At 43.5% G+C, this 26,056-nt stretch carries 25 protein-coding genes and 1 pseudogene; 17 read left to right on the top strand and 9 right to left on the bottom strand.

The window, feature by feature from the left end; genetic code table 11:
• Positions 1 to 121: 121 nt before the first annotated feature.
• The 3 genes from H6G40_RS18970 to H6G40_RS18960 all read left to right on the top strand — a co-directional run bounded on the left by H6G40_RS18970 (position 122) and on the right by H6G40_RS18960 (position 3,185).
• Positions 122 to 511 (top strand): hypothetical protein, encoded by a 390-nt coding sequence (locus tag H6G40_RS18970; protein WP_002739300.1) that lies wholly within the window; start codon positions 122 to 124, stop codon positions 509 to 511.
• A gap of 83 nt (positions 512 to 594) precedes the next feature.
• Positions 595 to 1,668: a magnesium chelatase ATPase subunit I gene (bchI, locus tag H6G40_RS18965; RefSeq protein WP_002738384.1), complete on the top strand. Its 1,074-nt coding sequence runs from the start codon at positions 595 to 597 to the stop codon at positions 1,666 to 1,668.
• A 428-nt stretch (positions 1,669 to 2,096) separates the two neighbouring features.
• On the top strand, positions 2,097 to 3,185 hold the full coding sequence (locus tag H6G40_RS18960; protein WP_069474490.1) for a glycosyltransferase family protein: 1,089 nt from the start codon (positions 2,097 to 2,099) through the stop codon (positions 3,183 to 3,185).
• Between the two features lie 517 nt (positions 3,186 to 3,702).
• Here the strand turns inward: H6G40_RS18960 and H6G40_RS18955 are convergent.
• Together H6G40_RS18955 and H6G40_RS18950 are read right to left on the bottom strand one after the other, a co-directional pair.
• A complete protein-coding gene (locus H6G40_RS18955) occupies positions 3,703 to 4,584 on the bottom strand; it encodes a universal stress protein (RefSeq protein ID WP_002778715.1) in 882 nt (293 codons plus the stop codon).
• A 133-nt stretch (positions 4,585 to 4,717) separates the two neighbouring features.
• Entirely contained in the window at positions 4,718 to 4,918 is a 201-nt protein-coding gene (locus H6G40_RS18950) for an NblA/ycf18 family protein (RefSeq protein ID WP_002739006.1), read from the bottom strand.
• 565 nt (positions 4,919 to 5,483) lie between these two features.
• Between H6G40_RS18950 and H6G40_RS18945 the strand changes: the two genes are divergently transcribed.
• Both H6G40_RS18945 and rpiA read left to right on the top strand, forming a co-directional pair.
• Complete coding sequence (locus H6G40_RS18945) at positions 5,484 to 6,014, top strand: RNA recognition motif domain-containing protein (protein ID WP_002738382.1); 531 nt, start codon at positions 5,484 to 5,486, stop codon at positions 6,012 to 6,014.
• A gap of 72 nt (positions 6,015 to 6,086) precedes the next feature.
• The gene (rpiA, locus tag H6G40_RS18940; RefSeq protein WP_002738940.1) at positions 6,087 to 6,797 is read left to right on the top strand and encodes a ribose-5-phosphate isomerase RpiA; all 711 of its coding nucleotides are present in this window, start codon (positions 6,087 to 6,089) and stop codon (positions 6,795 to 6,797) included.
• A 432-nt stretch (positions 6,798 to 7,229) separates the two neighbouring features.
• On the opposite strand, the gene H6G40_RS18935 is transcribed toward rpiA, so the two are convergent.
• Entirely contained in the window at positions 7,230 to 7,388 is a 159-nt protein-coding gene (locus tag H6G40_RS18935; protein ID WP_002738827.1) for a hypothetical protein, read from the bottom strand.
• Positions 7,385 to 8,113, bottom strand: a complete 729-nt coding sequence (locus tag H6G40_RS18930) for a GDSL-type esterase/lipase family protein (protein WP_002738930.1) — start codon at positions 8,111 to 8,113, stop codon at positions 7,385 to 7,387. The genes H6G40_RS18935 and H6G40_RS18930 overlap by 4 nt, the downstream gene beginning before the upstream one ends.
• Positions 8,114 to 8,338: 225 nt before the next feature.
• Between H6G40_RS18930 and H6G40_RS18925 the strand changes: the two genes are divergently transcribed.
• The 9 genes from H6G40_RS18925 to H6G40_RS18885 all read left to right on the top strand — a co-directional run bounded on the left by H6G40_RS18925 (position 8,339) and on the right by H6G40_RS18885 (position 17,510).
• Positions 8,339 to 9,232, top strand: coding sequence for a methylenetetrahydrofolate reductase (locus tag H6G40_RS18925; RefSeq protein ID WP_069474488.1), 894 nt, complete (start codon positions 8,339 to 8,341; stop codon positions 9,230 to 9,232).
• Positions 9,233 to 9,349: 117 nt separating this feature from the next.
• Positions 9,350 to 9,658, top strand: a complete 309-nt coding sequence (locus tag H6G40_RS18920; protein WP_002759516.1) for a hypothetical protein — start codon at positions 9,350 to 9,352, stop codon at positions 9,656 to 9,658.
• A 22-nt stretch (positions 9,659 to 9,680) separates the two neighbouring features.
• A complete protein-coding gene (locus H6G40_RS18915; RefSeq protein WP_002791932.1) occupies positions 9,681 to 10,166 on the top strand; it encodes a GNAT family N-acetyltransferase in 486 nt (161 codons plus the stop codon).
• Positions 10,167 to 10,750: 584 nt separating this feature from the next.
• On the top strand, positions 10,751 to 13,411 hold the full coding sequence (clpB, locus tag H6G40_RS18910) for an ATP-dependent chaperone ClpB (protein WP_069474487.1): 2,661 nt from the start codon (positions 10,751 to 10,753) through the stop codon (positions 13,409 to 13,411).
• Between the two features lie 643 nt (positions 13,412 to 14,054).
• Entirely contained in the window at positions 14,055 to 14,717 is a 663-nt protein-coding gene (locus H6G40_RS18905) for a potassium channel family protein (protein ID WP_002791936.1), read from the top strand.
• A 33-nt stretch (positions 14,718 to 14,750) separates the two neighbouring features.
• Complete coding sequence (locus H6G40_RS18900; protein ID WP_190538142.1) at positions 14,751 to 15,527, top strand: DUF2092 domain-containing protein; 777 nt, start codon at positions 14,751 to 14,753, stop codon at positions 15,525 to 15,527.
• Between the two features lie 91 nt (positions 15,528 to 15,618).
• Positions 15,619 to 15,861, top strand: a complete 243-nt coding sequence (locus tag H6G40_RS18895; RefSeq protein WP_069474486.1) for an AbrB/MazE/SpoVT family DNA-binding domain-containing protein — start codon at positions 15,619 to 15,621, stop codon at positions 15,859 to 15,861.
• Positions 15,858 to 16,190, top strand: a complete 333-nt coding sequence (locus tag H6G40_RS18890; RefSeq protein WP_002778731.1) for a type II toxin-antitoxin system PemK/MazF family toxin — start codon at positions 15,858 to 15,860, stop codon at positions 16,188 to 16,190. The genes H6G40_RS18895 and H6G40_RS18890 overlap by 4 nt, the downstream gene beginning before the upstream one ends.
• Before the next feature lie 444 nt (positions 16,191 to 16,634).
• On the top strand, positions 16,635 to 17,510 hold the full coding sequence (locus H6G40_RS18885) for a DUF6515 family protein (RefSeq protein ID WP_069474485.1): 876 nt from the start codon (positions 16,635 to 16,637) through the stop codon (positions 17,508 to 17,510).
• On the opposite strand, the gene H6G40_RS18880 is transcribed toward H6G40_RS18885, so the two are convergent.
• Positions 17,507 to 20,569, bottom strand: a complete 3,063-nt coding sequence (locus H6G40_RS18880) for a DEAD/DEAH box helicase (protein WP_069474484.1) — start codon at positions 20,567 to 20,569, stop codon at positions 17,507 to 17,509. The two genes, H6G40_RS18885 and H6G40_RS18880, sit on opposite strands and share 4 nt — an antisense overlap.
• 201 nt (positions 20,570 to 20,770) lie before the next feature.
• On the opposite strand from H6G40_RS18880, the gene H6G40_RS18875 reads away from it, so the two are divergent.
• On the top strand, positions 20,771 to 21,559 hold the full coding sequence (locus tag H6G40_RS18875) for a pentapeptide repeat-containing protein (protein WP_002754957.1): 789 nt from the start codon (positions 20,771 to 20,773) through the stop codon (positions 21,557 to 21,559).
• On the opposite strand, the gene H6G40_RS18870 is transcribed toward H6G40_RS18875, so the two are convergent.
• Positions 21,556 to 21,990, bottom strand: coding sequence for an ArsR/SmtB family transcription factor (locus tag H6G40_RS18870; protein ID WP_002778737.1), 435 nt, complete (start codon positions 21,988 to 21,990; stop codon positions 21,556 to 21,558). The genes H6G40_RS18875 and H6G40_RS18870 overlap by 4 nt on opposite strands.
• A 35-nt stretch (positions 21,991 to 22,025) precedes the next feature.
• Positions 22,026 to 22,190 carry a metallothionein gene (locus H6G40_RS18865; RefSeq protein ID WP_002778739.1) on the bottom strand — a complete coding sequence of 55 codons (165 nt, stop codon included), beginning with the start codon at positions 22,188 to 22,190 and terminating at the stop codon, positions 22,026 to 22,028.
• A gap of 313 nt (positions 22,191 to 22,503) precedes the next feature.
• Between H6G40_RS18865 and H6G40_RS18860 the strand changes: the two genes are divergently transcribed.
• The gene (locus H6G40_RS18860) at positions 22,504 to 23,148 is read left to right on the top strand and encodes a Uma2 family endonuclease (protein ID WP_069474483.1); all 645 of its coding nucleotides are present in this window, start codon (positions 22,504 to 22,506) and stop codon (positions 23,146 to 23,148) included.
• Positions 23,149 to 23,235: 87 nt separating this feature from the next.
• On the opposite strand, the gene H6G40_RS18855 is transcribed toward H6G40_RS18860, so the two are convergent.
• Positions 23,236 to 23,808 carry a DUF2808 domain-containing protein gene (locus tag H6G40_RS18855; protein ID WP_002738348.1) on the bottom strand — a complete coding sequence of 191 codons (573 nt, stop codon included), beginning with the start codon at positions 23,806 to 23,808 and terminating at the stop codon, positions 23,236 to 23,238.
• Between the two features lie 164 nt (positions 23,809 to 23,972).
• On the opposite strand from H6G40_RS18855, the gene recF reads away from it, so the two are divergent.
• On the top strand, positions 23,973 to 25,100 hold the full coding sequence (gene recF / locus H6G40_RS18850; protein WP_002747232.1) for a DNA replication/repair protein RecF: 1,128 nt from the start codon (positions 23,973 to 23,975) through the stop codon (positions 25,098 to 25,100).
• Between the two features lie 349 nt (positions 25,101 to 25,449).
• Here recF and H6G40_RS23490 read toward each other — a convergent pair.
• Positions 25,450 to 26,056: pseudogene (locus H6G40_RS23490) on the bottom strand (IS1 family transposase); the annotation flags it as partial.

Here is a 26,056-nt window from a genome sequence, read left to right as displayed (position 1 = left end):
CATTTCAGTCCCGATGAAAAATTTTTCACCACCAGAGATGAAAGAGGTTTCCTTCCCCACACCCCACACCCCACACCCCACACCCCACACCCCACTGAATTACTGCTCACTGATAACTGAAATGGCCGATTTTGAACTACAGCAACAGGTCAAAAGATTACATCGACTGACGGTATGGGGTCGTTGGTTATTCGTGTTGGGTTGTTGGTTAGGGATTGGTTCGGCGAGTTTATGGGTTTTATGGGATGATATAGCCTTAATGCGGCAATATTTTACTTGGACAGCCCTTAGATACGCTTTAGCTTTCAATTACTGGCCTTCTATCGGTCTAGCCTTTTGTCTTGCCATTACAGGAGCAGTATTAGTCTGGCAAAGTCGCAACATTATTTTAGGACTTTCCCCCAGAGAAAAACTGCGCTTAGAGCAACGGGTGCAGAAAATTCGGGACAAAGGGCCGGGTCATCCCCTCTGGCGCTGGATCTTAAAAAGCAGGGAAAAAGACTTACAATGATAAAGCTTTGCTGAAAGCTGACGGCTAGAACCCCCACTAGATATAATTCTTTACGCAACAACTCTTGACTTTTGAATCCACTTATGACCGTGACTCCCCAAGCTCCTACGAAAACTCGCCGCGTGGTTTTTCCCTTCACCGCTATTGTCGGCCAGGAAGAAATGAAATTATCCCTAATGCTCAACGTCATCGACCCCAAAATTGGCGGGGTGATGATTATGGGGGATCGAGGTACGGGAAAATCGACCACAATTAGGGCTTTAGCCGACCTTTTACCAGAAATTGACGTAGTTGCTAACGATCCCTTTAATTCTGACCCCAATGATCCCGATTTAATGAGCGATGAGGTGCGGCAAAGGGTGGACGAGGCCATCCCCTTGACCATTGCCAAGAAAAAAGTCACTATGGTAGATTTGCCCCTCGGTGCGACGGAGGATCGGGTCTGTGGCACAATTGACATCGAAAAGGCCCTGTCAGAAGGGGTAAAAGCTTTTGAACCCGGTTTGCTGGCCAAAGCTAACCGCGGCATTCTCTATGTGGATGAAGTCAATTTACTTGACGATCACCTCGTCGATGTGCTATTGGATTCGGCCGCTAGTGGTTGGAATACGGTGGAACGGGAAGGAATTTCCATCCGTCACCCGGCCCGGTTTGTTTTGGTGGGATCGGGCAACCCAGAAGAGGGAGAATTGCGCCCACAACTGCTCGATCGCTTTGGAATGCACGCCGAGATTCACACCGTCAAAGAACCACCTCTACGGGTCAAAATCGTGGAACAGCGTGCGGAATTTGATGGCAATCCCCTCTCGTTTTTAGAGAAATATAACTTAGAACAGGAAGAACTGCAAAGAAAGCTCGTGGAGGCCCAAAATCTTTTGCCTTCCGTGGAGCTTGATTATGAGCTGCGGGTGAAAATTTCCGAGGTTTGTTCCGAGTTGGACGTGGATGGATTGCGCGGCGATATCGTTACCAATCGCGCCGCTAAAGCTCTGGCCGCTTTGGAAGGACGGACCACTGTGACGGTAGATGATATCCGTCGGGTAATTGTTCTCTGTTTACGTCACCGTTTGCGGAAAGATCCGCTAGAATCGATCGATTCTGGTTATAAAGTCTTGAAAGCTTTTAATCGCGTCTTTGGATTAGAGGAAAATTCCTAAACCCCACTTCACCCTCTCCCCGAAGAGAGGGTTTTTTAGGCTCTTCGTTACTTGTTATGGTTCGATAGGGTGGCATAAATAAACTAAATCCTTATCTGGCAAGAGATTTAATTGATTAGTTCGCTCTAGATCAAAAACAATTGACAAAAATCGCCAAACGTTTTTCTCTATAAGGGTTCCGTCCCTTATAACCCGCGTACATTGCATAACACAAACCGAAGAACCGTTTTTTAATAGCCAAAAGTGATGAAAGCATTATTTTGACCAATAACTGGGAGAATTTTAATCGCTTTTTTGCTTTTTACCTTTTACTTAGATATTACAGCCTTTCTCGTAAAGATAAAGTATAATCTGACAGGGCATAGTCTCGGAGTCGACCGTCTCCCCAAAACGAAAACTTCGTATCTCACCATTAAGATAACTGCTATATGTCTCGTCCTGTTGTTTATTTTGCCGTTACTAATCATGGTTTTGGCCATGCCGTCCGCAGTGCTTCAGTAGTAGCTAATATTATTGAACTTAATCCCGAAATTTTGCCGATATTAGTCACCACGGCCCCGCGCTGGTTATTAGATTCCTATATATCCGGAGAATATATTCAAAGACCCCGGGGGTTTGATGTGGGGGTAATCCAATCGGATAGTTTAACGATGGATAAATTAGCTACTAAAGAAAAATTAGAACAAATAATTGCTCAATCAAGGGCAATTATTGCCAGTGAAGTTAATTTTATTAAAACTAATCGTGTGGGTTTAGTTGTGGCCGATTTACCGCCTTTAGCGGCACTAATTGCCAAAAGCGCGGGGCTTCCTTGTTGGATGATTGGTAACTTTGGCTGGGATTTTATCTATCGTGATTGGGGTGAAGAATTTGCCAGTATTAGTGATTGGATCAGTCGTTGTTATAATCAATGTGATCGCTTATTTAAACTGCCTTTAGCAGAAGCGATGACAGCATTTCCTCACATTACAGAAGCAAATTTAACCGGGGGTACACCCCGCTACAGTGAAGAACAATTGCGACAGGAGTTTAAGCTAAATGCCCCTAAAGAAAAAACTATTTTATTGAGTTTTGGGGGGTTAGGATTAGAAGCAATTCCATATAATAACCTCGCCAGTTTTCCCGATTGGCAATTTATCACTTTTGAAAAAAACGCGCCCGAATTGCCCAATTTAGTCCGCTTACAGGATAAACTAGATCGGAGCTATCGTCCCGTGGATTTTATGCCCCTGTGCGATCGAATTATTTCCAAACCGGGATATAGTACCTTTGCCGAGGCTTTAAAATTAGAGGTGCCGATTGTTTCCCTAATTCGAGAAGGTTTCGCCGAATCAGCGATTTTATTGGCTGGAATCCAAGATTATAGTTATCATCAAATCATTAGCAGTGAAGAATTTTTTCAAGGTAATTGGGACTTTTTACGCCAAGCCCCCCAACCGCCACGATTAAAGGTTAAACTGCCTAAAGATGGTGCAGAATCGATAGCGAGAGCTATCGTAGAATACTTTGAGAGGTAATAGTAATGATTAACTTAGCCAATTTAACCTCTGATTATTAAGTAGGTAGGCATTAAAAATTATCAGACACCCCCCTTATCAAGGGGGGATTAAGGTTAGGGGCAGGGTAGCTCAGAGGCAAAATCCATCTTCAATTTAATTATAACTACTTAGGGTCTGCTGAAAAAGTTTTTCCTGGGGGTAGGAGTCAGGAGTCTCCGAGTCAGTAGCCGGTCGTTTCAGGCTTTGTTGCCCTTGTTTTTTGTACCAAGCGATGTACTACAAGAAGGATAATGCAAGGTTTTTGAAAGTCCCTATCCTATTTTCGCAGCATGAACATCGGACTTTAACAGGTCAAAAGCTTTATTTTAAAAGGGTTTTACCATTATTCAGCAGACCCTACTTACTTAAGTTAATTTCCTCCAAATTTTTGCGGCTCTCTTGTCTTTTTTGTGATAGGTTTTAGCGCTCGAATTTGTCTTCCTCTCTCTGTCCTTTGTACCTTTGTGGTTTATCCCCAAGAGAGCCTTTTTCCAGTCTATCCCTTCGGTGAGAAAAATAAGAGCGGAAACCACAGTTGATGAAGAATATCTTCATTAATCCGACGCACGGCTAACCATTCCAACATATTAGAACGATGGCAGGTGGCCACTGTGATCGCACTTATATCATTTTCTTCTGCTGCCGTCAAAACTTCTAATACAGGTGTTCCTGATCGCACTTGGCTCTTTACTTGCAAACCGAGTTTTTCTAGTCGCGCTTGCACCGCTTCTAATTCCCGACGAGCATCATTAAAACGGTATTCGGTGACACCGGGATCGCGACTGATATTTTCTACTACCCGGAGGAGAAGACATTGCTCAAAAGAGCCGGGGGCGCGGATTTGAGCGTATTTTTCTATCTGTTCAATTAGATAAATTGCGTCGGGACTGCCATCGTAGGGAATTAATAAATGTTTCCAGAGATGCTGACAGCGCAGGGCCAATTCATCGTGAGTATAAACTGATAATAATTGCGGTCGGAAAATCAGCAGCGGAATATCGGTAATACCTGCGATCGCTAAACTGGTACTACCGAATAATTTTTCTTGGACAGCACCGCGCATGGGATTTCCCATCAAAATCACGTCAATAGAGTGATTAGCGAGGATTTCCCGCACGGCATCCACGGGACGACGGTTAGAGATTTCGACAATAACTGTCATACCGTCGGGAATATTTGCTAAAGCTGGAGATAATTTTTCTTTGGCCGCGTCAATTTTTGCTTGATCTACGGCAGCTAGGGTGGGTTGTTCCCAAACCGGAATACTGTGGAGGAAGATAACTTGTTTTAAGCCGCTCAGGGCTAAGTGTGGCACACAATGGACAAGACGATGGAGACCATCGAAAAGATCTGTACAGATCAAAGCGCGCTCGAACATAAATTAACCCCCAGCAGTTCGGTTATTCTTCCCTAAGAATAGCTAAAAAGGTGAAGAAATGCGCCCCGCATCCCTAGCTCGTTTCCGGAGAAACCCAGCCGGAGAAAGAGGTCGCCCGAAGGGGTGAAATGAGTTACTGGGGGGCCCAGGGATTAGAATCTAGACCCCACTGGTGTTTGAGAAAAGCTTTGTACATATTTTCTCTGACCATCATTTGTTCGTAGAGCTTGATCAGGAAGTCCTGCGCTTGCTCCTGACTCATTTTTTCTACCTGAGTCTGAAAAGAACGAATGTTGAACTGTTGTTCTAAGGAAAGTTCGATCGGTTGAGACATGGTGTTCCTCCTCAATGAAGACAGTGGTTGATCACAAGCGAGATGGGTGATTGGTATCACCTCTTTTCTTTAACTAATGTAACAAATACTTGACAAAGTGTCAATGTATCTGTAAAGAGGGTTTTGCTTTCTCCCTCCTGTTAGCTAGGATACCCCGCCGCCAAAAGCAAAGAAGCATATAATGATACATTTAGCAAGAGTTTTCATAAAATTTTGCTTACTGTGAACAAATACTTAAGTAGTTATACTTAGGCAGCTCAGAGCGAGAGAAAATATTTGACAAATTGTGGAAACATTCTGTAATAATCGAAAAGAGCGACATAAATCGGGTAAGTTGAATGGTTAGGCCTGTTAAAAGCTAAAAACGTAACCCCTAGATTCCGTCCCTCTCGTTGAAATCGTTAAGGATAGTCAAAATTGACGGCCACAGCCGCTATCGTGCAGAAACTACAAGCTTATCGCTGGGAAATATCTTCCTTAGCTCTGTTTGCCTTAAAAAAATCAGCATACAGGCACGGAATGTCGCACAAGTTTTTACATCACCCTATACTTGGAGGAATCCATCATGTCCGTTCGTCTATACGTTGGTAATTTGCCCAAAGAATCCGTCGAGCGCGAAAAATTACAGGCGCTTTTTGCCGATGAAGGGGATACGATCACCACTAAAGTCATCAAAGATCGCAAAACCGGCAAATGTCGCGGTTTTGCCTTCGTTACCGTCCCTAGCGATGAACTAGCTGACCAGTTTATCGAAAAATACAACGGCCAATCCTTCATGGAAAACCCGATCAAAATCGAGAAAGCTCTCCCCCGCAGCAAGGGAGGTAAAGAAGAAGGAGAAGAAGCAGACGGACCGGAGGCCAGCGTAGAAACCCCGGAAAAAGTCGAAAGACCGACTCCGAAACCGACGACGGCGGCACCGCGCAAATCCAGTGGTGGTGGTGGCGGTGGCGGCAAAAAACGCAAGGCTGAACGGGGTGGCAATAATGCCCCGAAAGTTACCAGCGATGGTGACGCTTTACAGCCAGATCCCCGTTGGGCGAATGAATTGGCTAAACTCAAGGAAATGTTAGCAGCTCAGGCCACTAATCCCTAATTCCATTGACAAGAGGGCAAGGGATAGCCGATAACTAAGAGGTTCAAAACATCGCTTTTAGGAGTGTGCATCATGACAGCAATCGATCCGGTCATTCTTATGAAACAGGAGGTCGGTAAGGCCGCCGCTAATCTAGTTCAATCTAATTCGGTCGTGGGATTGGGAACTGGTTCAACGACGGCCTACGCGATCGAATATCTCGGTGCTAGACTGCAAAGCGGGGAAATCAGCAATATTGTCGGGGTTCCTACTTCTTTTCAAGCGCAGGTTTTGGCCCGGAAGTACGGAATTCCCCTCACTACCCTCGATGTCATCGTGAAGATGGATATCGCCATCGATGGGGCCGATGAGGTGGATCCCCAGAAAAATCTGATTAAAGGCGGCGGTGCTGCCCATACTCAGGAGAAAATTGTCGATAGTCTCGCCGATATTTTCGTCGTGGTGGTGGATGGCAATAAGCTGGTGGATAAGTTGGGATCGACTTTTCTTTTGCCGGTGGAAGTGTTACCTATGGCCATGACTCCGGTAATGCGGAAATTAGAGGCCCTCGGTGGTAAACCTTCCCTGCGCATGGGGGTGAAAAAAGCCGGCCCCGTGGTCACAGATCAAGGCAATTTAGTTATCGATGTTAAATTTGATAGTATCGATGATCCGGCTGATTTGGAAAGAACTATTAATAATATGCCGGGGGTTTTAGAAAATGGTTTATTCGTCGGGGTTGCTGATCTGATTCTCGTCGGTGAAATTATCGACGGTAAGCCGGTAGTGCGCGAAATTAAGTAGGCTTAATTATTCTGAAGCTAATAGTGAAACAGGCCTGCCGCCTGTTTTATTAAGTAGTTAGGTGTTAAAAACTGTCAGATCCCCCCCTTAATAAGGGTAGGGCTATTTCATTCTCAAGAAAAAAGGAGAAATACGGCGAGAAACGAAATTTTAGCGACCTAAAGACAATAATTGGGAGATGCTGATTAAGCTTTTCACCATCGACAATGTACCTCGTGCGAACAGGAAACGCTATAGTCAAGCTAGTTTTTGGAAAATGACGATCAAATATAGTCTGAAAAAATTAACTTTTGATTCAGCTTTTCGAGAATTTATTGAGTCACAAATTCAGAGCAATGATTAGCAAATTCTACCCCTCAATTTACTACATTTTGAACGAGTAGCGCAATTGCCTGTTCAGCATTTTAGTAGATATGTAGGGGGTAAGTTCGGTTACATTACAATATAGACGGTCACTGACCCCGACGCTCTAAAAACTCTTTGTCGAAGATGATTATTTAATCTTTCAATAGGATTAGTTTGACCAGTTTCTTTACTGTCTCTTACGGTTTCCGTAGCGCCGCTAGAACCACTGAGAACAGAGGAGATCACTTTTCTGCAATTCCTGTAAACGGTTGAATAAAACCATCCACACCGACAAAGGAGGTGAGGGGCGACCAGTTTAAAATATCCTCTAAAATTGATTGATAGCCCTGGACATTGGGATGAAGTCCATCTTGCATTAATCTTTCTTGGCACCACAGATCACCCCGGTTCATCCAGAGATCAAATAAATCGAGATAGGGAATATTTTGCTCTAGACAAGCTTGTTTAGTGGTTTCCTTAAAACTATACTGATCGCCATGGTTGAAGTAAAAGCAATCTAAAAAGGGCATTTTCCGCTCATCTACCGGAATCATACCTATAAACAAAACCGGGCAAAGAGAACGGGCCCGGGTGAGTAAATGTTCGATTTGAGTTTGAAAAAGATCGTGATCGGTATAAGTACGACCATCGGGCCGGCCTAAACGGGCTGTATCATTAACACCGACGGAGAGAAGAATCAGATCGGGGAGACGATTGCGAATTTCCCCCCTGAGACGAAATTCCTGTTCTAAACGTTCGGACACTTGTACCACTCGATCGCCGCGAATCCCCAAATTATACAGGGCATGACCGGCACTTTCCATCCACAAACGACGTAGGCGCTCGGCCCAACCGCCACCCACGGGGTCGCCATAGCCATACACAAGGCTATCACCTAAAGCGACGATTTTGAGGGGATGGGTCATGATTAGGGCTTTGTCTTTAGTAGGTAAACGAGAAAGAGTTTGCATGATCGCTCGATCGAATCGGTTGTCCTTTACACTTATAAACGAATTTGGTTAAACTGTCCGTGTATTATACTACATTAAAAATTTTTTCCTGCCAGTTAACTTATCTGATATCAGCCAGGTGCTGACACCGACCAGTATAAAACAGCCCGATGATCATTCCTTGCCTCCGAGTCATTTCCGGGCTAAATCTACTATAAAATTTATGGTTAAAACCTAGATAAATTGATGACTACTCGTTTACAACGCGCGGTTCAAGACCAAGAATTTTTGATTACAGCCGAGATTACTCCCCCGAAAGGGGGTAATACCAGTCATATGCTAGAAATGGCCCTCTGGCTAAAAAATCGCGTTCATGCAGCTAATATTACCGATGGCAGTCGCGCCGTAGTGCGGATGTCCTCTCTGGCTGCCTCCGCTATTCTCTATCAACACGACATCGAACCCATCTGTCAAATGGCCTGCCGCGATCGCAATGTGATCGGATTACAAGCAGATCTAATGGGCGCTCATGCTTTGGGATTGAGAAATATACTAGCTTTAACTGGAGATCCGGTCAAAGCAGGAGATCACCCCCAAGCTAGGGCAGTTTTTGACCTAGAATCGGTACGTTTGTTAAAATTAATCGATAAATTAAATAAAGGTTTTGACTTTAACGATAAATCTTTACCCGATGGCTCCCTAGAACTTTTTGCCGGGGCTGCCGTTGATGTGCAGTCAAAAAGTTGGTCTGGTCTTCAACGCCGTTTTGAGCGTAAAATCGAAGCGGGAGCGCAGTTTTTTCAAAGTCAATTAGTTACGGATTTCGAGTGTCTTGATAAGTTCATGCAGCAGGTGGCCTCGCTGGCCGATAAACCGATTCTAGCGGGGATTTTTCTGTTAAAATCAGCTAAAAACGCCGTATTTTTAAATAAAAATGTGCCGGGGGTACAAATTCCCGACCATATCATTCAAAGACTCGCCGATGCAGCCCATCCCCTCGAAGAAGGCATCAAAATCGCCGCCGAACAAATAAAATTAGCCCAGCAGTTATGCCAAGGTGTCCACATCATGGCGATTAAACGGGAGGATTTAGTCCCAAAAATTCTCGACGTGGCCGGTATCCCGCCAGTGCATAACTAAGATGAAAAGTCAATAGTTTTTAGAAAAAATTAACTTTCATTTTGACTAGCGGTCTTTTGACAAGAATTCTACCCCTAACCTAGGATGGTAAGGCTCAAAGCATCTTCGGGGTTAAACATGGATTCCAATCTAGGTCAAGAAAAAGAGAATAGTTGTGGTAATTCCGGACGAAAATGGTTGTCGATCGGTATTGCCCCCACTGGTATAATTTCTATTGGCATTGTTCCCATGGGCGTTATTTCCATCGGTATTGTTCCTATGGGAATAGTTTCCATTGGAACCGTGGCCATGGGGACAATTGCGGCCGGTTTTGTGTCCATGGGACTTTTCAGTATTGGTAGCGTTGGGATGGGATTAAATAACGGCCATTTTTCCAATCTTAATTCTCCCCCTGCTGAATCCCCCCATAAACATCATCAGCATTAAAATCAAGATTTGACCAGCAATCATGAACTATTCCATCCGTGCCGCCGTTGCTACCGATGTCAAGGCTATTTTTGACTTAATTGTCGCCTTAGCGGCCTATCAAGAACTCAGCCATTTAATGACAGGAAATAGTCAAGCTTTAGGGGAGCATTTATTCGGAGAAAAACCCTACATCGAAGCATTGGTGGCGGAAGTAGAGGGTAAAATAGTCGGTTTTGCCCTATTTTTTACTAACTATTCCACCTTTATAACTAAACCGGGGATTTACCTAGAAGATATCTTCGTTTTACCCGATTATCGCAGTCAAGGTATCGGGAAAGCTTTACTAATGGCTGTGGCTAAAATTGCCGTCGCTAGGGATGCAGGACTTTTAGAATGGACTGTCTTAGAGTGGAATCAACTGGCGATCGATTTTTATGGAAAAATGGGGGCTAAGGTCTTCCAAGAGTGGCAAATTTGTCGTCTCACCGGGACAGCTTTAACCCAATTGGGTAATAGTGATAAATAAGTCAGTCCCGATGCAACAAGTTACACCGTCAAGCATGAAAATATTCTGATCCTAAATCCGGTTATTAAAAACTGATTATTTATTCCCCCTTTTGCAGGAGTTTCTTTCCTGATATGTGGCCTAGACTCAACGGATGGCCGTATTACTTCAGATCTGATTACTCAATCCAAGCTTTTGGGGGGTTCTACCCCCCAAACCCCCCGCGCATTAGTTTTTCGGTGGGATGCTTACACGCAGCCGCTGACGCATCTGTAATAATTTGAGAGTCACTTCACTCGCAGGAGTGCCTCTCCTGATATGTAGCCTATACTCAACGGATGGCCGTATGATTGACGAATTTGCCTTATTTCAGCTTCTATTTTCAAGTCAGGAGATAGGAGTCAGGAGATAGGAGATAGGAGACTTTTTTATTTATTCTCCCCACACCCCACACCCTACACGCTACACCCCACACCCCACACCCTACACCCCACACCCCACACCCTCTTTCAAGTCAGACGCTTTGTCGAGCCTGGAACTTTGTGATCGATCGAGACTCCTTGCTATACTATACCTCTGACACTGGCTTTCCTCATTGGTGCAGAATGCAACCCACAGACTCGAATAAATTTACCGAACAAGCTTGGGATTCGATCGTTAAATCGCAAGAAATTGCGCGACGCTTTAAAAATCAGACCTTAGAGGTGGAACACGTTATTATTGCCCTCCTAGAGCAGAATAACGGTCTAGCCACCCGGATTTTACAAAAAGCTAATATAGAAATTCCCCGACTGCAACAACAGCTAGAAGTCTTCACCAACCGACAGCCGAAAGTGGCCATCGTCGATCAATTATACCTAGGTCGTGGTCTCGATCTGCTGCTCGATCGAGCGGAAGCATCCCGGGAAAGTTGGCAAGATAAATTTATCTCCGTGGAACATCTTCTCGTCGGTTTTGCCGAAGATGAAAGGGTGGGCCGGAAATGTTTACGCACTTTCAATCTTGACCCCCAAGATTTAGAATTAGCTATCAAAGCTATTCGCGGTACTCAAAAGGTTACTGAACCCAATCAAGAGGAAAAATACGAAGCTTTAGATAAATATGGCCGGGATTTAACAGCAGCAGCCAAAGAAGGCAAATTAGACCCGGTTATCGGTCGTGATGAAGAAATTCGACGGGTGGTACAAGTCCTCTCGCGACGGTCGAAAAATAACCCGGTTTTAATCGGTGAACCGGGAGTAGGAAAAACCGCTATTGCGGAAGGATTGGCCCAAAGGATTGTTAACGGAGATGTTCCCGAATCTTTGAAAAATCGTCAGTTAATTTCCCTTGATATGGGAAGTTTAATCGCTGGGGCAAAATATCGAGGCGAATTCGAGGAAAGATTGCGGTCAGTCATGAAAGAAGTTACCCAATCAGAAGGGCGAATTATTCTCTTTATTGATGAACTGCATACTGTTGTCGGTGCGGGTTCTAGGGAAGGAGGATCGATGGATGCGGGCAACCTATTAAAACCTATGTTAGCTCGGGGAGAATTGCGCTGTATTGGGGCGACAACTTTGGATGAATATCGCAATCATATTGAAAAAGACCCTCCTTTAGAAAGACGTTTTCAACAGGTTTATATTAAGGAACCTTCCGTGGAGGATACTATCTCAATTCTCCGGGGTTTAAAAGAACGTTATGAGGTGCATCATGGGGTGACAATTACCGATTCGGCCCTAGTGGCAGCAGCTACCTTATCCCATCGTTATATTAGCGATCGTTTTTTACCAGATAAAGCGATCGATTTAGTCGATGAAGCGGCGGCAAAATTAGAGGTAGAAAGTACCACTAAACCCGCCGATTTGGAAATGATAGATCGTCGCTTAATGCAGTTACAGATGGAAAAATTCTCCTTAGAAAAAGAGGAGAAAAAAGATCGAGCTTTTCAAGAGCGTTTAGAAAGAATTATCGAAGAAATTGAGGAATTAGAAAGTAAACAAAAGCCTCTCGCTGACCAATGGCAAACGGAAAAACATATCGCCGAGGAAATTAAATTATTACGAGAGGAAGAAGAACAATTGCGCCTACAGGTGGAACAGGCGGAACGAGCTTATGATCTCAATAAAGCGGCCCAATTAAAGTATGGCAAACTAGAGATTTTACAGGGGGAATTAGAAGTAAAAGAAAAAGAGCTAGAAACTATTCAAGCGGCAGGTTCGACCCTGTTAAGACAACAGGTAACTGATGCCGATATCGCCGAAATAGTTGCCCGGTGGACAGGAATTCCCGTCAATCGTTTAATGGAATCGGAACGACAAAAATTATTAGAATTAGAGTCTCATTTACAGAAAAAAGTGGTCGGACAAAATGAAGCGGTCACGGCAGTAGCAGCGGCGATTCGACGCGCACGCGCAGGAATGAAAGATCCCTCCCGTCCGATTGGTTCATTCCTATTTATGGGACCCACAGGAGTGGGTAAAACCGAGTTAGCGCGGGCCTTGGCGGGGTTACTGTTCGACTCCGAGGAAGCCATGGTTCGCATCGATATGTCGGAATACATGGAAAAACACGCGGTTTCGCGGTTAATCGGCGCTCCTCCGGGTTATGTGGGTTACGAGGAAGGGGGACAACTATCGGAAGCGGTGCGTCGTCGTCCCTATTCTGTGGTTTTATTGGATGAAGTGGAGAAGGCCCATCGGGATGTTTTTAACATTTTATTACAAGTGCTTGACGATGGGCGCATTACCGACTCTCAGGGGCGAGTGGTGGATTTTCGGAATACGATTATCGTCATGACCAGTAATATTGGCAGTGACCATATTTTAAATGTTTCCGAAGATGCCGATTATGAGGAGATGCGGAAACGGGTTTTAACAGCTTTGCGGAGTCATTTTCGTCCCGAATTTTTGAATCGTATCGACGATTTAATTATTTTCCATACCCTGAAAAAAGAAGAATTGCGTTATATTGTTCGTCTGCAATTACAGCGTCTGGAAAGATTATTAGGAGAACAAAAAATCAATCTAGAATTAACTACGGCTGCAGAAAATCATATCGTTACTGTTGGTTACGATCCCACCTACGGTGCGCGACCTTTAAAACGTGCTATCCAACGGGAGTTAGAGAATCCTTTAGCCACAAAAATTCTCGAACAAGCTTTTATGGAAGGGGATACGGTGGTAATTGATTGTCTGGATGAGGTGTTAAGTTTTAGTAAAAAGGAGCTAGAAAAGGAAGGGCAAACATTAGAATTAGCTGTGGTTAACCTCAGTTCAGATTAAAACCAGATAGGGGATATATTCCCCCTCTGAGTTTACCGTAACCCCCGCCTATCGGCACCCCCCTTATCAAGGGGGGCAGGGGGGATCGAACCTAAAATCCATTTTTAATTTAATTATAACCAGCTATTTATAACTATGAGTTAGGGATAGGTGTAGCAGCTTATTAAAAGTTGCCAAACATTAATCCAGTGAAGGAGAATTGTAATTAGTCAGGAGAATTTATTCTCAATTATAAAAATTGAGAGAGTTTGTGCTGCTTAAATAAAGAGGTTTTGACAACCAAATTCAAGCATATCTAAAGAATTTTGAGTTAAAAGTTAAACTTCTGGTTTTCATTCAGAACAAATATATTAATTAACTATTTTTTTTGGGAAAATTAGTTAACCGAATCTTATAACATATAATTAATTTGCAAGAATTCTAATGTGCTGCACTGGATGGCAATTCTGCTGCGCTCCATTGCAGCTGTTAAGCTTTGTTGTTAGATCGACAGCTTAACACGGGTTACTTGTACTCTATGCTAAAATCTGAACGCTACGATCTAACTTATTTATCTTCTGTCAGAGGAGGAGAGTTAGAATAGAGAGAAAATTCCTCAAAACGAGACTTGGTATATGGTTAAGCCAATTAAAGGTTCGCTGCTATGAAATTCCGTCAATTGATGCGGGCAACAGAAAATAAATACAATCGGCTGCTGGCAAATCTGCTCTCGCTCTACATTATTTACCCGTTTTTAGTATATCTACCCCTGGGAGATTGGCTGATTTTCTTTTTCTTCTCCCTCTCTCTGATCATCGCCGTCTATCAGATCGATCGAAGTAAATTGGCTTTAAGATTTAATATCGGTCTGTTTTTGATTGCCCTCCTCCTGCGAGCATTCAGCACGATTATCCCTATTTATAGCGATTTCAACCGTTGGTTCGAGCTATCTAGTACATTAATTTCTCTAGCTTTTGTTAGTTTATGTGTGTACTCGATTTTACTAGAATTAATTCTCGCCGAACAGGTCACATCTGATATCATCAAAGGGGGAATTTGTGTCTATTTTCTCTTGGGATTTTTCTGGGCATCCGCTTATAATATCGTCCAGATTTTCGACCCCGATTCCTTTAGCTCCGCCGCTAAAACCGTCAACCAGGCGGATCTACTTCATTTCAGCTTTACTACCCTGGCTACGGTTGGCTACGGTGATATAGTTCCTACCAGTAAAATCGCTAGAGTTCTAGCCAATTTAGAAGGAATGACTGGAGTTCTCTATCCCGCCGTTTTTATCGCTCGTTTAGTCAGTTTACACAATGGTCGTTAACCAAAACAATTGATCGCCCTGGGGGAATATTAGATGATTATGCGTCGCTTTATCCCGATTCTTTCTTTGCTTTTGCCTTGGGTCACTGCTGCGGCAGTCTTGGCGGAAATCCCCACTCTGGCCCAGGAAATCCGCCCAAAAACGGCGGAACAAGTGATCGAGCAACTCTGTGCTAATTTAACCAAACAGCGAGCGTTCACCGTCAAGATGGATGTCACCTATGACGATGTACTCGACTCTGGGGCGAAAGTTCAGTACAGCGCCTATCAAAACATCTGGGTAGAGAAACCCGATCGCCTGCGCTCGGACTACACTGGGGATGAACGAGTTACCCGCTTTTTTTACGATGGTAAAACCTTCACCCTTGCGGATCTGGAACGGGATCTATACGTCACGAAACCAGCACCGAATACTCTAGATGAAGCCTTAGACCAAGTAGAACAAAAGTACGGGATCAGCATTCCCATGTCAAATCTGGCAGCGAACGATCCCTGTGCAGAGCTAATGGCCGATGTCAAGCAAATTATTTTTATCGGCAACGACATGGTCAACCGCGAACCGATGTATCACCTGCTGCTGATCGGTAGCGATCGCGACTATCAAATCTGGGTCACGCAGGATGCCACCCCCCTAATGAGAAAAGCGATTATCACCTATAAAACTCTACCCGGTTCACCCCAGTACACGGCAATATTATCCGATTGGAATTTTAATCCCAGTACACCCGCCGATACTTTCACTTTCCAACCGGGATCAGAGTCGATCCCTATCGAACTTCTACCCCCTAGGAATAATCAATCCCAGCCATAAAGCCCGTTCATAAAACGCGATCGCTTGTCGGTATTCCCCTAAATCAGCGTTTTGATATACTTTGAATATCTAACGAATTCGAGGTGGGATCATGAAGTCGCAGATTCGACGCTGGGGTAATTCTTTAGCGATTCGGATTCCCAAGTACGCGGTGGAAGCACTAAACCTCAATCCTAAGGACGTTGTTGAATGTTCTGTGGAAAACGGAAAGCTAGTAATTGAGCTAATTCAAGCCTTGCCTGAGTTAAGTCTAGAAGAACTACTGGCTGGGGTTGTTGAATCACCGGAGCCGGAAGTGGATTGGGGACGACCGATGGGAGAGGAGGTTTGGTGACATACATTCCAGAACGTGGAGATTTCCTGCGGTTGAGCTTCGACCCACAAATTGGGCATGAGCAAATGGGTAATCGTCCAGCACTGGTGGTAAGCCATATTGATTTTAATCGCAAGATTGGTTTTGCCTTTGTCTGTCCGGTCAGCAATACGCAACGCCAGAACCCTTTCTACGTCAAGATTCCAGATGGAGAGGCAGTGACAGGAGTTATCATGGTAGATCAACTGCGATCGTTGGACTTCCGAGGGAGAAAAGCGAGCTTTATCGGCAAGTGTCCAGAACGGTTGCTCCAGGATGTTCTCAGAAGAATTAAGCCGATTCTTTTCTAATCGGGACATTAGGGGCTTGCGTGGGAATAATATCCCAGCCAGAAAATCGCTCTGTAGAAGAGTCAGACCAGCCAGATGGCATATTATCAAAGCGCAAGTCCCTTAGCTGCGGAGGCTGTCGAAGGCTCTCCCCCTACTTAGAGTGATCAGCAAACCTGATCGATCGGAGGGCGCAAGCTTTGCGCCCCTACAGTAACGGATTTTATGCACAATGTAGGGGCGAACTGCGTTCGCCCAAAAGGTAGATTATCAAAGCGCAAGTCTCTTATCAAAAGCCTTACTCTATCCGAACGCAACCCAGATTTATCATAGAAAATGTTCCCGCCAGAGTTTGTGTAGAAACAGGAGAGCGTTTTTTTGCACCAGAAACCGTCGAACGCTTGCAGAAAATAATCTGGGAAGATAAGCAGCCAAGGCGAATAAAAAAATCAAGGAGTCCGGGCCATGAAAAGATCTTTATGTCAAAACTTATGTGTTCTTGCCGCCCTCCTTTTGGGTACAAGTTTACTGATCACGGATTATGTGGACGCTCGCGGTGGCGGTGGCGGTGGTCGTAGCGGTGGCGGTGGTGGAGCTTCCCCACGGGTTAACCGCAGTAGTAATCTGCAAAACCGAGGGAATTTTAGTAATCGTTCCCAAACCTCTAGAGATTTTTCTGGAAGACAGGGGGAACGGCAAACCAGTCAACAAAACCGTCAAGGGGAACGCACGGAAAGACAGGGGGAAAGACAAACCAGTCAACAAAACCGTCAAGGGGAACGCACCGAAAGACAGGGGGAACGGCAAACCAGTCAACAAAACCGTCAAGGGGAACGTAGCGAAAGACAGGGGGAACGGCAGAACGAACGCACCGAAAGAACCGATACCCGTCAAGGGGAACGCACCGAAAGACAGGGGGAACGGCAGCAGCAGGTTAGCGATCGCCAACAGAACCGTCAGAACTTTATTGACGATAATCGCAACGGTTACTGGCGTGGTGGCGGTTGGTACGGTGGCGGTTATTACGTCCCCCCGGGTTGGGGTTGGGTGGGTTTGACCACCGGCTTAGTCATCGGTTCAGCGATCGCTACTCTCCCCCCCTACTACAATACCGTCTATGTGGGTTCTACTTCCTACATTTACTCGGACGGCATCTATCTTCAACCTAGCGGCAGTTCCTACACGGTGGTGGCCCCGCCAATCGGCGCAATTGTCACCTATATCCCAGACGGCTGCACCACAATTACGGCTGACAATACGCTTTATTACAATTGCAGCGGTATTTACTATCGGCCTCTGTTTGAGAATGGTTCCACGGTTTATCAGGTGGTTCGCTTCTAATCGGTTTCTTCTTCATCAATAATTGCCGATCGATCTAATAATAATAAATCTCGTAGGCGATCGGTATCTAATTCGGTTAACCAATTTTCCCCAGCATCTACGGTTTGTTCCGCTAATTGTTTCTTGCTTTCGATCATCTCATTAATGCGTTCCTCTAGGGTTCCCGTACAGATGAATTTATGTACCTGAACATTACGTTTTTGTCCGATGCGGAAAGCGCGATCAGTGGCCTGATTTTCTACGGCCGGATTCCACCAACGATCGATATGAAAAACGTGATTAGCGCGGGTTAAATTTAATCCTGTTCCCCCCGCTTTCAGGGAGAGAATAAAAATCTTTGGTCCTTGGGGATCATTTTGAAAGCGCTCGATCATTTCTACCCGATCTTTTGTTTTGGTAGAACCGGAGAGAAATAATATTTCCTCGGCTAATTTTTTCTGGAGATGGGTTTGTAGGAGTTTTCCCCACTCGGCAAATTGTGTAAAAATTAAAGCTCGATCGCCTTCTGCTATCACTTCCTCTACCATGGCTTCTAAGCGTAATAATTTTCCCGATCTTTGACTGGTTTCTAAACTATTTTCTTTCAAAAAATGGCCGGGATGATTACAAATTTGTTTTAGTTGCATTAGCAAGGTTAAAATTAATCCATGTTTCTGAATCCCTTGGGTTTCTTCAATTTTCTGGAGGGTTTTCTCGACTAATTGTTGATAAAGTTGTCCCTGTTCTTTCGATAAACCACAAAAAATATTCATTTCCTGTTTTTCTGGTAAATCTTCGATAATAGTTTTATCGGTTTTTAATCTCCGTAAAATAAAAGGACGGACAAGAGAACGCAAATTATGCAGGGATTCTTGATCGCCGTATTTTTCAATGGGAAGGGCAAAACGACGCTGGAAAAAGGCTTGAGTTCCTAAAAAATTGGGATTGAGAAAATCCAAAATTGACCATAATTCCGTCAGGCGATTTTCTACGGGAGTTCCCGTTAAGGCAATCCGAAATCCTGCGGGTATTTTTCGCACTGCTTGGGATTGTTTAGCCGTAGAGTTTTTAATATTTTGAGCCTCATCTAAAACTAAACCTTGCCATTGTACTGCTTCCAAAGTGGACAGATCGCGATAGATTAAAGGATAACTGGTAATAACAACCGATTTATTTTTTACCTCTTGAGCAAAAGCTTGACCTTTTAATCTTTTTTCGCCATGATGCACAAAAACAGCCAGGGTGGGAGCAAATTTTCTTAACTCATGTTCCCAGTTATTAACCACAGAAGTGGGAGCCACCACTAACACGGGATTAACTAACATATCCTCTTCTTTTAATGCTAGTAAAAAAGCGATTAATTGCGGGGTTTTTCCTAAACCCATATCATCGGCTAAACAAGCACCTAAACCCCACTTTTCTAGGAAAGCTAACCAACTAACTCCCTTGATTTGATAGGGACGTAATTCCCCCCGAAATTCCCGCGGTGGGTTGATTAATTGAATCCCTTGATTGTTATTTAAATTATCAATTAATTCCTTTAATGCTCCCTCCGCTTGAAAATTAACTACCGGCAGTTTAGCAATTAGATTATTATCTCCTGAACTCAAGCGCAGGGCATCCTCTACCGAGAGATTAAGGGGAGTAATGGTATTATTTAAAATTGCCTGAGCTGCTTTGACATCCGTAGGTTGTAGGATTAACCATTTGCCCCCCACTTCCACCACTGGCGATTTTTTCTCTAATAACTTATCAAAATCTTTTTTCGATATTTCCTGTTCCCCTACCACTAATTTAAGCTGAAAGTTTAATAAACTGGTTAAACTTAATCTTTCTCCTTTTTTGGGAGTTACACTGGCAGCAATCTTAATTCCTAATCTTTGTTCATTACTACCAGCAGTTAAACCCGTTGGTAAAATTACCCCTAATCCCTGATCTTGCAATTGCCAAGCGATCGAGCGAATAAACTGATAAACTTCGATCGAATCAAGAGAACATTCCTCTGGGTGTCTCTGCTCTAAACTAATTCTAATTGGTTCGTACAATCGCGATGCTAATCCTAATCCTTTTAAGAGAATTTCCTGGGGATTATTGACAACTCTTTGATAACTATGATAACTTTCTTTCCCCTCTAACCAAATCAACTTGGCACTAATGAGAAATTCGGGATCATCTAACGCTTGTAAATAATAGGTTAGTTTCCACGCTGTCCCTAATCTGGGAGGTTGTAAAGATAAACAGACACGGTATTGATTCTCGATTAATTGGCGATTATTGCCATTAACTAAACTTTCTTGGATAGGAAACACCCAGTTATTATAAGCATTTTCTAGACGCTGTAAATTCTTGGCTTCTAAAGCAATGTCATGATGATCACCGCTTAAAGATTGTAGCCAGGGTTTTACCATCAATGAGGGGGAAATATTAACAGTACTATCTATTTTTTGTCGCAAACGAGCATCGACAATATTTTTTAAGCAATCGAGAATAATTGTTTGTGGTTCGCTATTTTCTTGATAGGCAAGACAAACCGGGGGGATGGTTTGGATAAACTTAGCTAAACGAGTGCGATCGATGGTACTATCTAGCAGCGGATACCAGCAACTTTCACCCTGATTTATTCCCGCTAAAAATTTCCCCCTTGCTAATAAATCTAAACTCCAACGGTGCAAATACAGCCAAAATCGTAGATCATTGCCGATAAATTCGGCCTTAGCTAGGGGTAATTTCTCCCATAACTGTATTATCATCCCCGCAGAAAAAGTTAATCCCGATACCTGCCATGGTTGCCAAGACAAGGATTTAGCTGTGGGTTCGAGAATTTGCCCCGACAGCAGCGGTAAAAAATATTTTTTCCTTGGGGGGGAATAACTAGGCAAACTGAGCTTGATTGATTCTGGAGAATAGCAGTCAAGCTGAGGAGAAAATTTCTGGATAAATTGGGCTAATGCCCCAGATTCTAGACAAAAAGGATGATTTTCCTTTGTTTCACTTAATTCCTTCCCTTGCCACTGTTCACCCCAAAGAAAAAAAACACTATCCTGCGAACCAATCAGCCAATTACCGTGTAGAGTAGTCATTATAAAATAGGGAAATTCCTCTAAAAAACCTGCTGTTGAAAAGGTAACAAATCTCGATTTTGTCGCTTCTTCTGACCTTAAGAGCCTCTAATCTCCTATTTTAGTGGACAAGGGCTGATTTCTCAAGCAGAATCTAGTTCAGCGATTAGCCCCGATCGCATGGTTATTATCAATAATAATAACTAGAGTTATTTTTAAACTATGTACAAATCGATCGCCCTAACCCTCCTCCTCAGTCTTCCCCTGAACTTGTCCCTAGTTGGTTATGGGGAAGATTTAAACCATCTACAGCAATTATTATCCACCCGACAATGTCCCCAATGTGATCTGAGCGGTTCGGGGTTAGTGCAATCGAATCTAACTGGGGCAAAATTAAATGGGGCCAATCTCGTCGGGGCCAATCTTAGTCAAGCTAATTTAAGTGGAGCGGATCTGAGTGGTGCTAATTTAACTGGTGCTTCTTTCTTTGGTGCTAATCTGACTGGAGCGAACTTAAGCGGGGCAATCTTGACGGGTGCGGATTTAAGAGGCGCTTATCTCAATAATGCTAACCTTGACAACACCAAACTAGACACTGCATACGTGCAGGGTGCGGTGGGAATTCCCAGTAGTGCTGGTACTCCTGAACTATTCTACGGTCTAGGGATGGTGGAAGGAAAACAGGGACGCACCAGCGCCGCTATAGAAAATTTTAATAAAGCCTTGACAATTAACTCGGAATATGCTCCAGCTTATCTGGCCCGGGCCATGGCTCACTATCGTCTGGGACAAAATGCTCTAGCGGCCCAGGACGCTCAAATGGCTTCGACTCTCTTTGAACGACAAGGTAATACCCCCGGTTACGAAGCGGCAGAGAATTTTATTAAAGGCATGGAAATCGCCCTAAAACCGCGAGAACAAGGTGGTGGCAACGCTCAATTAGACCAAATGGTGCAGGGGATTGGTTCTCTGCTCCTACAGTTTGTTTTACCCGCTTTGGGACTGTTTTAATCCTCGTCCGCTGGCTCTTCTAAATGTTCCGAGACCGCGTAATAAAGGTCAAGAACATGATGATCGGCAAGACGATAAAAGACTCTCCGTCCCTGTTTTTGGTATTTAACTAATCTTAAGGCTCTTAGGGTTCTTAACTGGTGCGATACGGCCGATTCACTCATCCCTAAGTCGTCGGCTAAGTCACAAACACATAATTCTTGTTTGGCTAAAAGCGACAGAATTCTTAGGCGGTTGGCATCCCCCAAAAGGCTGAAAAATTCGGCCATTTTTTGGGCTTTTTCGATTTCTAATCCCTGCAAGTGCTGGAATTTCGCCTCTTGGTGATGGGATTCCCCACAAACCGGTGCTATTTTCTCTAGGGCCATATTTTTTCCTGATCGGTTATTAAGGGAAAGTTGAGAAAGGGAGGTATCGATCGAATCTTCCATGCCGATACTTGTCCCCTTCTCCCCAATAACTAAATTTAACCGCAAATACAACTCTGGTGTCCACAGCCTTTCCCTTTAACGTGACCATCGGCACAAGCTTGGGAACAGTAGTATTTATCGTTTTCTTTGATGGCATCGGCGATCGATACTTGACACGTACAGGATTCACAAGCACATTTCATGGTGGTGACAGCGATCATGGTTACTACCTCGGAACTTCTTTACTGACTTTAGTATAACATCTGAACAGATGTTCATGGATTGAATAAAGTTAAATTTTTCTAAAACTCAGACGGGTGGGAAGTTCTCCTCGATCAGTGATCAGATGGGAGTTTTCAGTTTGCATATAGAGCTTTTCAGGTTACTGAGGTATCGACAAGTTTTGCCAACCAAGAGTTTAAGCCCCTTGCCCATGCCTCATTCTGATGAAAACTGCTATATATAGTCTAAGGTAGAAAAAAGTTAAATACTGACTAAACCGCCCAATCATAAGAACTTAGGCGACAAATTCTGATGTTATTAGCATTAAAACAACTAACTGTTACCCCAGGCGATCGCCTGTTGTTAACTTCACTCACTTGGCAAGATTATGAAACAATTCTTGACGAATTGGGAGATCGACGGTCAATTCGTCTATCTTATAGTCAGGGAACTTTAGAAGCAATGACTCCTCTTTTTATTCATGAAAACACCAAAGTTTTAATCGGGGATTTGGTTAAAGTTCTCCTAGATGAATTAGAGTTAGACTATGAACCCGCTGGATCGACAACCTTTAAAAATCATAAAATGGATCAAGGAATAGAACCAGATGAGTCTTTTTATATCGAAAATTGTCATGCTATTCGGGGAAAAACGCGCCTTGATTTGGCGATTGATCCCCCTCCCGATTTAGCAATTGAGATTGATATTACTAAGCGAACCCGATTTAATAATTATGAGCGATTGGGTGTTCCTGAATTGTGGCGATATGATGGGGAGAGACTGGAAATCAATGTTTTGCAAGGATCAGAATACGTTGAATCTTGCCAAAGCCGACTATTTTCTCAATTTAATCTAATAGAAAAAATTCCAGGAACGCTACAAAATAGTCAAAAAATCGGTAGTGCAATGGCATTAAAACAATTCCGAATTTGGGTCAAGCAAACGCTTAATCCCTGACCTCAAATGAACAACGAAGTCAGGGAACTGAGGTTTCCTACTGTCTTTTTACTGCTCACTGATTACTGTTTTTAGACGCAGAACGGCCTACCAACGATCGCCAGCATCGTAAATTGTTAAACGTCCGACTCCTAGAGCTAATCCGGGAGAATTGTCTCCGGGGGGATAAGCAGTAATTCCAAACTGATAGACACCACCATAATCGGGATTTCGTACTGGTTTCAGACCGATGGAAACGGTATTACCGGGGGGGACAGGAGGATCAAAAATGACCGTAATCGTCTGAGTATTGGGGTCAAAAGTAGTGGATTTTAGGGTTAATTTTTCGCCTCGCTGATTGCGATCGCCAAGAAAAGCAAAGGTTTGATCAACAAGAAAAGCAATAGTTTGAATATTAGGCTGCTGTTGTATAGTTACTTTGCCCAAGGGCGCCCCGAGAGACGGCGGCAGAGCGATGGTAAGATAGTATTTTGCACCCCAAGCACGCACGGATTGGAAAGTAGCGAAGAAATTAACCAGAGTGGGAGAACTCTCAAAAAATACTCTGCCATCGGGAAATTGTCCTGCGAGAGACACAGAAGCATCAAAAGCGAGTATAGCAATCAAAGCGAGTTTAGATAGACTTTCAGTCTGTTTTAAAGGCAAAAAGGGAATCTTCAAGGTAAAAGCTACTATAAAATATTGATTGTCAAGGAGAATTATAGCAAATTCACTTAACCCTCAGCCGCTGCCATTATCAGTGATCAGTGATCAGTTATCAGTGATCAGTTATCAGTTGTTTTCTCCCCACTCTCCCACCCCCAATACTTAACCCCCAACTTGCAATGTATCTCGAACACCTGCACCTTCACAGTTTTAGAAATTATGCCGAACAGTTGCTAAAATTCGAGTCCAAAAAAACAATATTATTGGGCAATAATGCTCAGGGAAAATCCAATTTACTAGAAGCGATCGAACTTTTGGCCACTCTCAAGAGCCATCGAGTCAGCAAGGATCGGGATCTAGTGCTAGAATCGGACTCGGAGGCGAGAATTTTTGCTAGGGTTAATCGTCTTTATGGAGCATCAGAATTAAGTTTAATTCTCCGTTCTTCCGGTCGTCGCACCGTGATCCGTGACCGTCAACCCCTGCGCCGTCATCTCGATTTTTTGGGCGTGATTAATGCGGTACAATTTTCTAGTCTCGATCTGGATTTAGTGCGCGGTGGTCCGGAAGCTCGCCGAGATTGGTTAGATACTTTATTAATTCAATTAGAACCCCTATACGTTCATATTTTACAGCAATATAATCAGGTTTTACGACAAAGGAACGCTCTTTTAAAAGAGATTCGTAAACAGGAATTAGAGGGAAAAGTTTATGCGGATTTATCCCAACTAAAACTCTGGGATTTACAATTAGCAGAAACTGGTTCAAGAGTTACGAGAAGAAGGGCGCGAGTCCTGCAAAGATTAATTCCTTTAGCTCAAAAATGGCACGAAAGTATTAGCGGAAAAACTGAATATCTAGAATTACAATATATTCCCAATGTGCCTTGGGTAGAAGATGATGTCAATGGGGTACAAACAGCTTTTTTAGATAAAATTGAAACCCGTCGTTTGGCCGAGAAACAGCTAGGGACATCGGTAGTCGGTCCCCACCGGGATGAAGTGGATTTTTTAATTAACCAAAACCCCGCTAAATCCTACGGTTCCCAAGGACAACAAAGAACCTTAGTTTTAGCCTTGAAATTAGCGGAATTACAGTTACTAGAGCAGATTATCGGGGAACCTCCCCTACTACTCCTCGATGATGTTTTAGCGGAATTAGATATCGAACGACAAAATCAATTATTAGATGCGATCGAAGACCGTTTTCAAACCTTAATTACCACCACTCATCTCAGTTCTTTTGAGTCTCGCTGGTTGCAATCTTCCCAGATATTTTCTGTCAAAAAGGGACATATTTTTTATTAGTCTATAGCCTCTCTTTGTTTGTCTCTTTGCTAACGATATACACCCATAATTTTATCCCCCCTTAATAAGGGTAGGGCTATTTCATTCTCAAGAAAAAAGGAGAAATACGGCGAGAAACGAAATTTTAGCGACCTAAAGACAATAATTGGGAGATGCTGTGCTGATTGTGGTCAATTCCCTTTGTTAAAGAATCATAACCCTCTAACCTGTACAAGGTTAAAACCGGGAGCATCTCACCTTTGTAACCCCTAAATCAGGTTTTATGTCAAGCTATTTTGAAAGCCTTGCGAGAAACCAGTTTGGTGGTGATTCGGTAGTAGTGATGGCGGCTTAATCCTTTGCTTTGCTGTGCATTGTAGTCATGGATAAAATACCAAAGGGTTCCCCAAGGTGATTCTCCATTTTTTTAGAGAAAGATAGACTCTCTCTCACCAGCCGAGAAATCCTTTGTCGAAAGGTATTATTTAATCTTTCAATAGGATTAGTTTGACCAGTTTCTTTTCCGACTGCCCGATGACGTTTACTAGGAATTACTGTCTTATAGGACTCCCAAAAGTCTGTGTAAGCAACAGTGCATTGTCGGTAAACACCTGGTAAACTGGCCCCAAAGTTTTTTAGCTGATTGACGACTCCTATCTCCGCGCATAGCAACCAATAATTTCCCTTGTTTTTCTATCAATTAACCGCCAAATATAAACCTTGATTGTTTTAGAAAAAACAAAAGACCACATCTCATCACATTTTGTAACTAATTTACCTTTTAGTTTGTCCGAAACCTTTATTTGACGTGGGACAGATGCCAATTTATTGTTGACATAATTTTGTAAACATGACCAACTTACCCCTGTTACTCTGGCAATTCCTCGTAAGGAAATTCGTTCGAGCAAGAGTTTATCAATTAATTGTTTGGTTTCGTCAGAGACGGTTTTATTAGTGGGATTGATCACAAACTGACG

It is taken from the genome of Microcystis viridis FACHB-1342 (assembly GCF_014698335.1).
GTDB lineage: Bacteria > Cyanobacteriota > Cyanobacteriia > Cyanobacteriales > Microcystaceae > Microcystis > Microcystis ichthyoblabe_A.
This window is presented reverse-complemented; position numbering and strand designations above follow the sequence as displayed.

What these genes read in the sequence shown, in the direction of transcription:
- H6G40_RS18860 (WP_069474483.1), top strand. Translation starts at nt 22,504, where the DNA reads ATGTTATTAGCATTAAAACAACTAACTGTTACCCCAGGCGATCGCCTG.
- H6G40_RS18895 (WP_069474486.1), top strand. Translation starts at nt 15,619, where the DNA reads ATGAAGTCGCAGATTCGACGCTGGGGTAATTCTTTAGCGATTCGGATT.
- clpB (WP_069474487.1), top strand. Translation starts at nt 10,751, where the DNA reads ATGCAACCCACAGACTCGAATAAATTTACCGAACAAGCTTGGGATTCG.
- H6G40_RS18870 (WP_002778737.1), bottom strand. Translation starts at nt 21,990, where the DNA reads ATGGAAGATTCGATCGATACCTCCCTTTCTCAACTTTCCCTTAATAAC.
- H6G40_RS18885 (WP_069474485.1), top strand. Translation starts at nt 16,635, where the DNA reads ATGAAAAGATCTTTATGTCAAAACTTATGTGTTCTTGCCGCCCTCCTT.
- bchI (WP_002738384.1), top strand. Translation starts at nt 595, where the DNA reads ATGACCGTGACTCCCCAAGCTCCTACGAAAACTCGCCGCGTGGTTTTT.
- H6G40_RS18920 (WP_002759516.1), top strand. Translation starts at nt 9,350, where the DNA reads ATGGATTCCAATCTAGGTCAAGAAAAAGAGAATAGTTGTGGTAATTCC.
- H6G40_RS18955 (WP_002778715.1), bottom strand. Translation starts at nt 4,584, where the DNA reads ATGTTCGAGCGCGCTTTGATCTGTACAGATCTTTTCGATGGTCTCCAT.
- H6G40_RS18945 (WP_002738382.1), top strand. Translation starts at nt 5,484, where the DNA reads ATGTCCGTTCGTCTATACGTTGGTAATTTGCCCAAAGAATCCGTCGAG.
- H6G40_RS18865 (WP_002778739.1), bottom strand. Translation starts at nt 22,190, where the DNA reads ATGATCGCTGTCACCACCATGAAATGTGCTTGTGAATCCTGTACGTGT.
- H6G40_RS18880 (WP_069474484.1), bottom strand. Translation starts at nt 20,569, where the DNA reads ATGACTACTCTACACGGTAATTGGCTGATTGGTTCGCAGGATAGTGTT.
- H6G40_RS18915 (WP_002791932.1), top strand. Translation starts at nt 9,681, where the DNA reads ATGAACTATTCCATCCGTGCCGCCGTTGCTACCGATGTCAAGGCTATT.
- H6G40_RS18925 (WP_069474488.1), top strand. Translation starts at nt 8,339, where the DNA reads ATGACTACTCGTTTACAACGCGCGGTTCAAGACCAAGAATTTTTGATT.
- rpiA (WP_002738940.1), top strand. Translation starts at nt 6,087, where the DNA reads ATGACAGCAATCGATCCGGTCATTCTTATGAAACAGGAGGTCGGTAAG.
- recF (WP_002747232.1), top strand. Translation starts at nt 23,973, where the DNA reads ATGTATCTCGAACACCTGCACCTTCACAGTTTTAGAAATTATGCCGAA.
- H6G40_RS18930 (WP_002738930.1), bottom strand. Translation starts at nt 8,113, where the DNA reads ATGCAAACTCTTTCTCGTTTACCTACTAAAGACAAAGCCCTAATCATG.
- H6G40_RS18875 (WP_002754957.1), top strand. Translation starts at nt 20,771, where the DNA reads ATGTACAAATCGATCGCCCTAACCCTCCTCCTCAGTCTTCCCCTGAAC.
- H6G40_RS18970 (WP_002739300.1), top strand. Translation starts at nt 122, where the DNA reads ATGGCCGATTTTGAACTACAGCAACAGGTCAAAAGATTACATCGACTG.
- H6G40_RS18950 (WP_002739006.1), bottom strand. Translation starts at nt 4,918, where the DNA reads ATGTCTCAACCGATCGAACTTTCCTTAGAACAACAGTTCAACATTCGT.
- H6G40_RS18960 (WP_069474490.1), top strand. Translation starts at nt 2,097, where the DNA reads ATGTCTCGTCCTGTTGTTTATTTTGCCGTTACTAATCATGGTTTTGGC.
- H6G40_RS18900 (WP_190538142.1), top strand. Translation starts at nt 14,751, where the DNA reads ATGATTATGCGTCGCTTTATCCCGATTCTTTCTTTGCTTTTGCCTTGG.
- H6G40_RS18905 (WP_002791936.1), top strand. Translation starts at nt 14,055, where the DNA reads ATGAAATTCCGTCAATTGATGCGGGCAACAGAAAATAAATACAATCGG.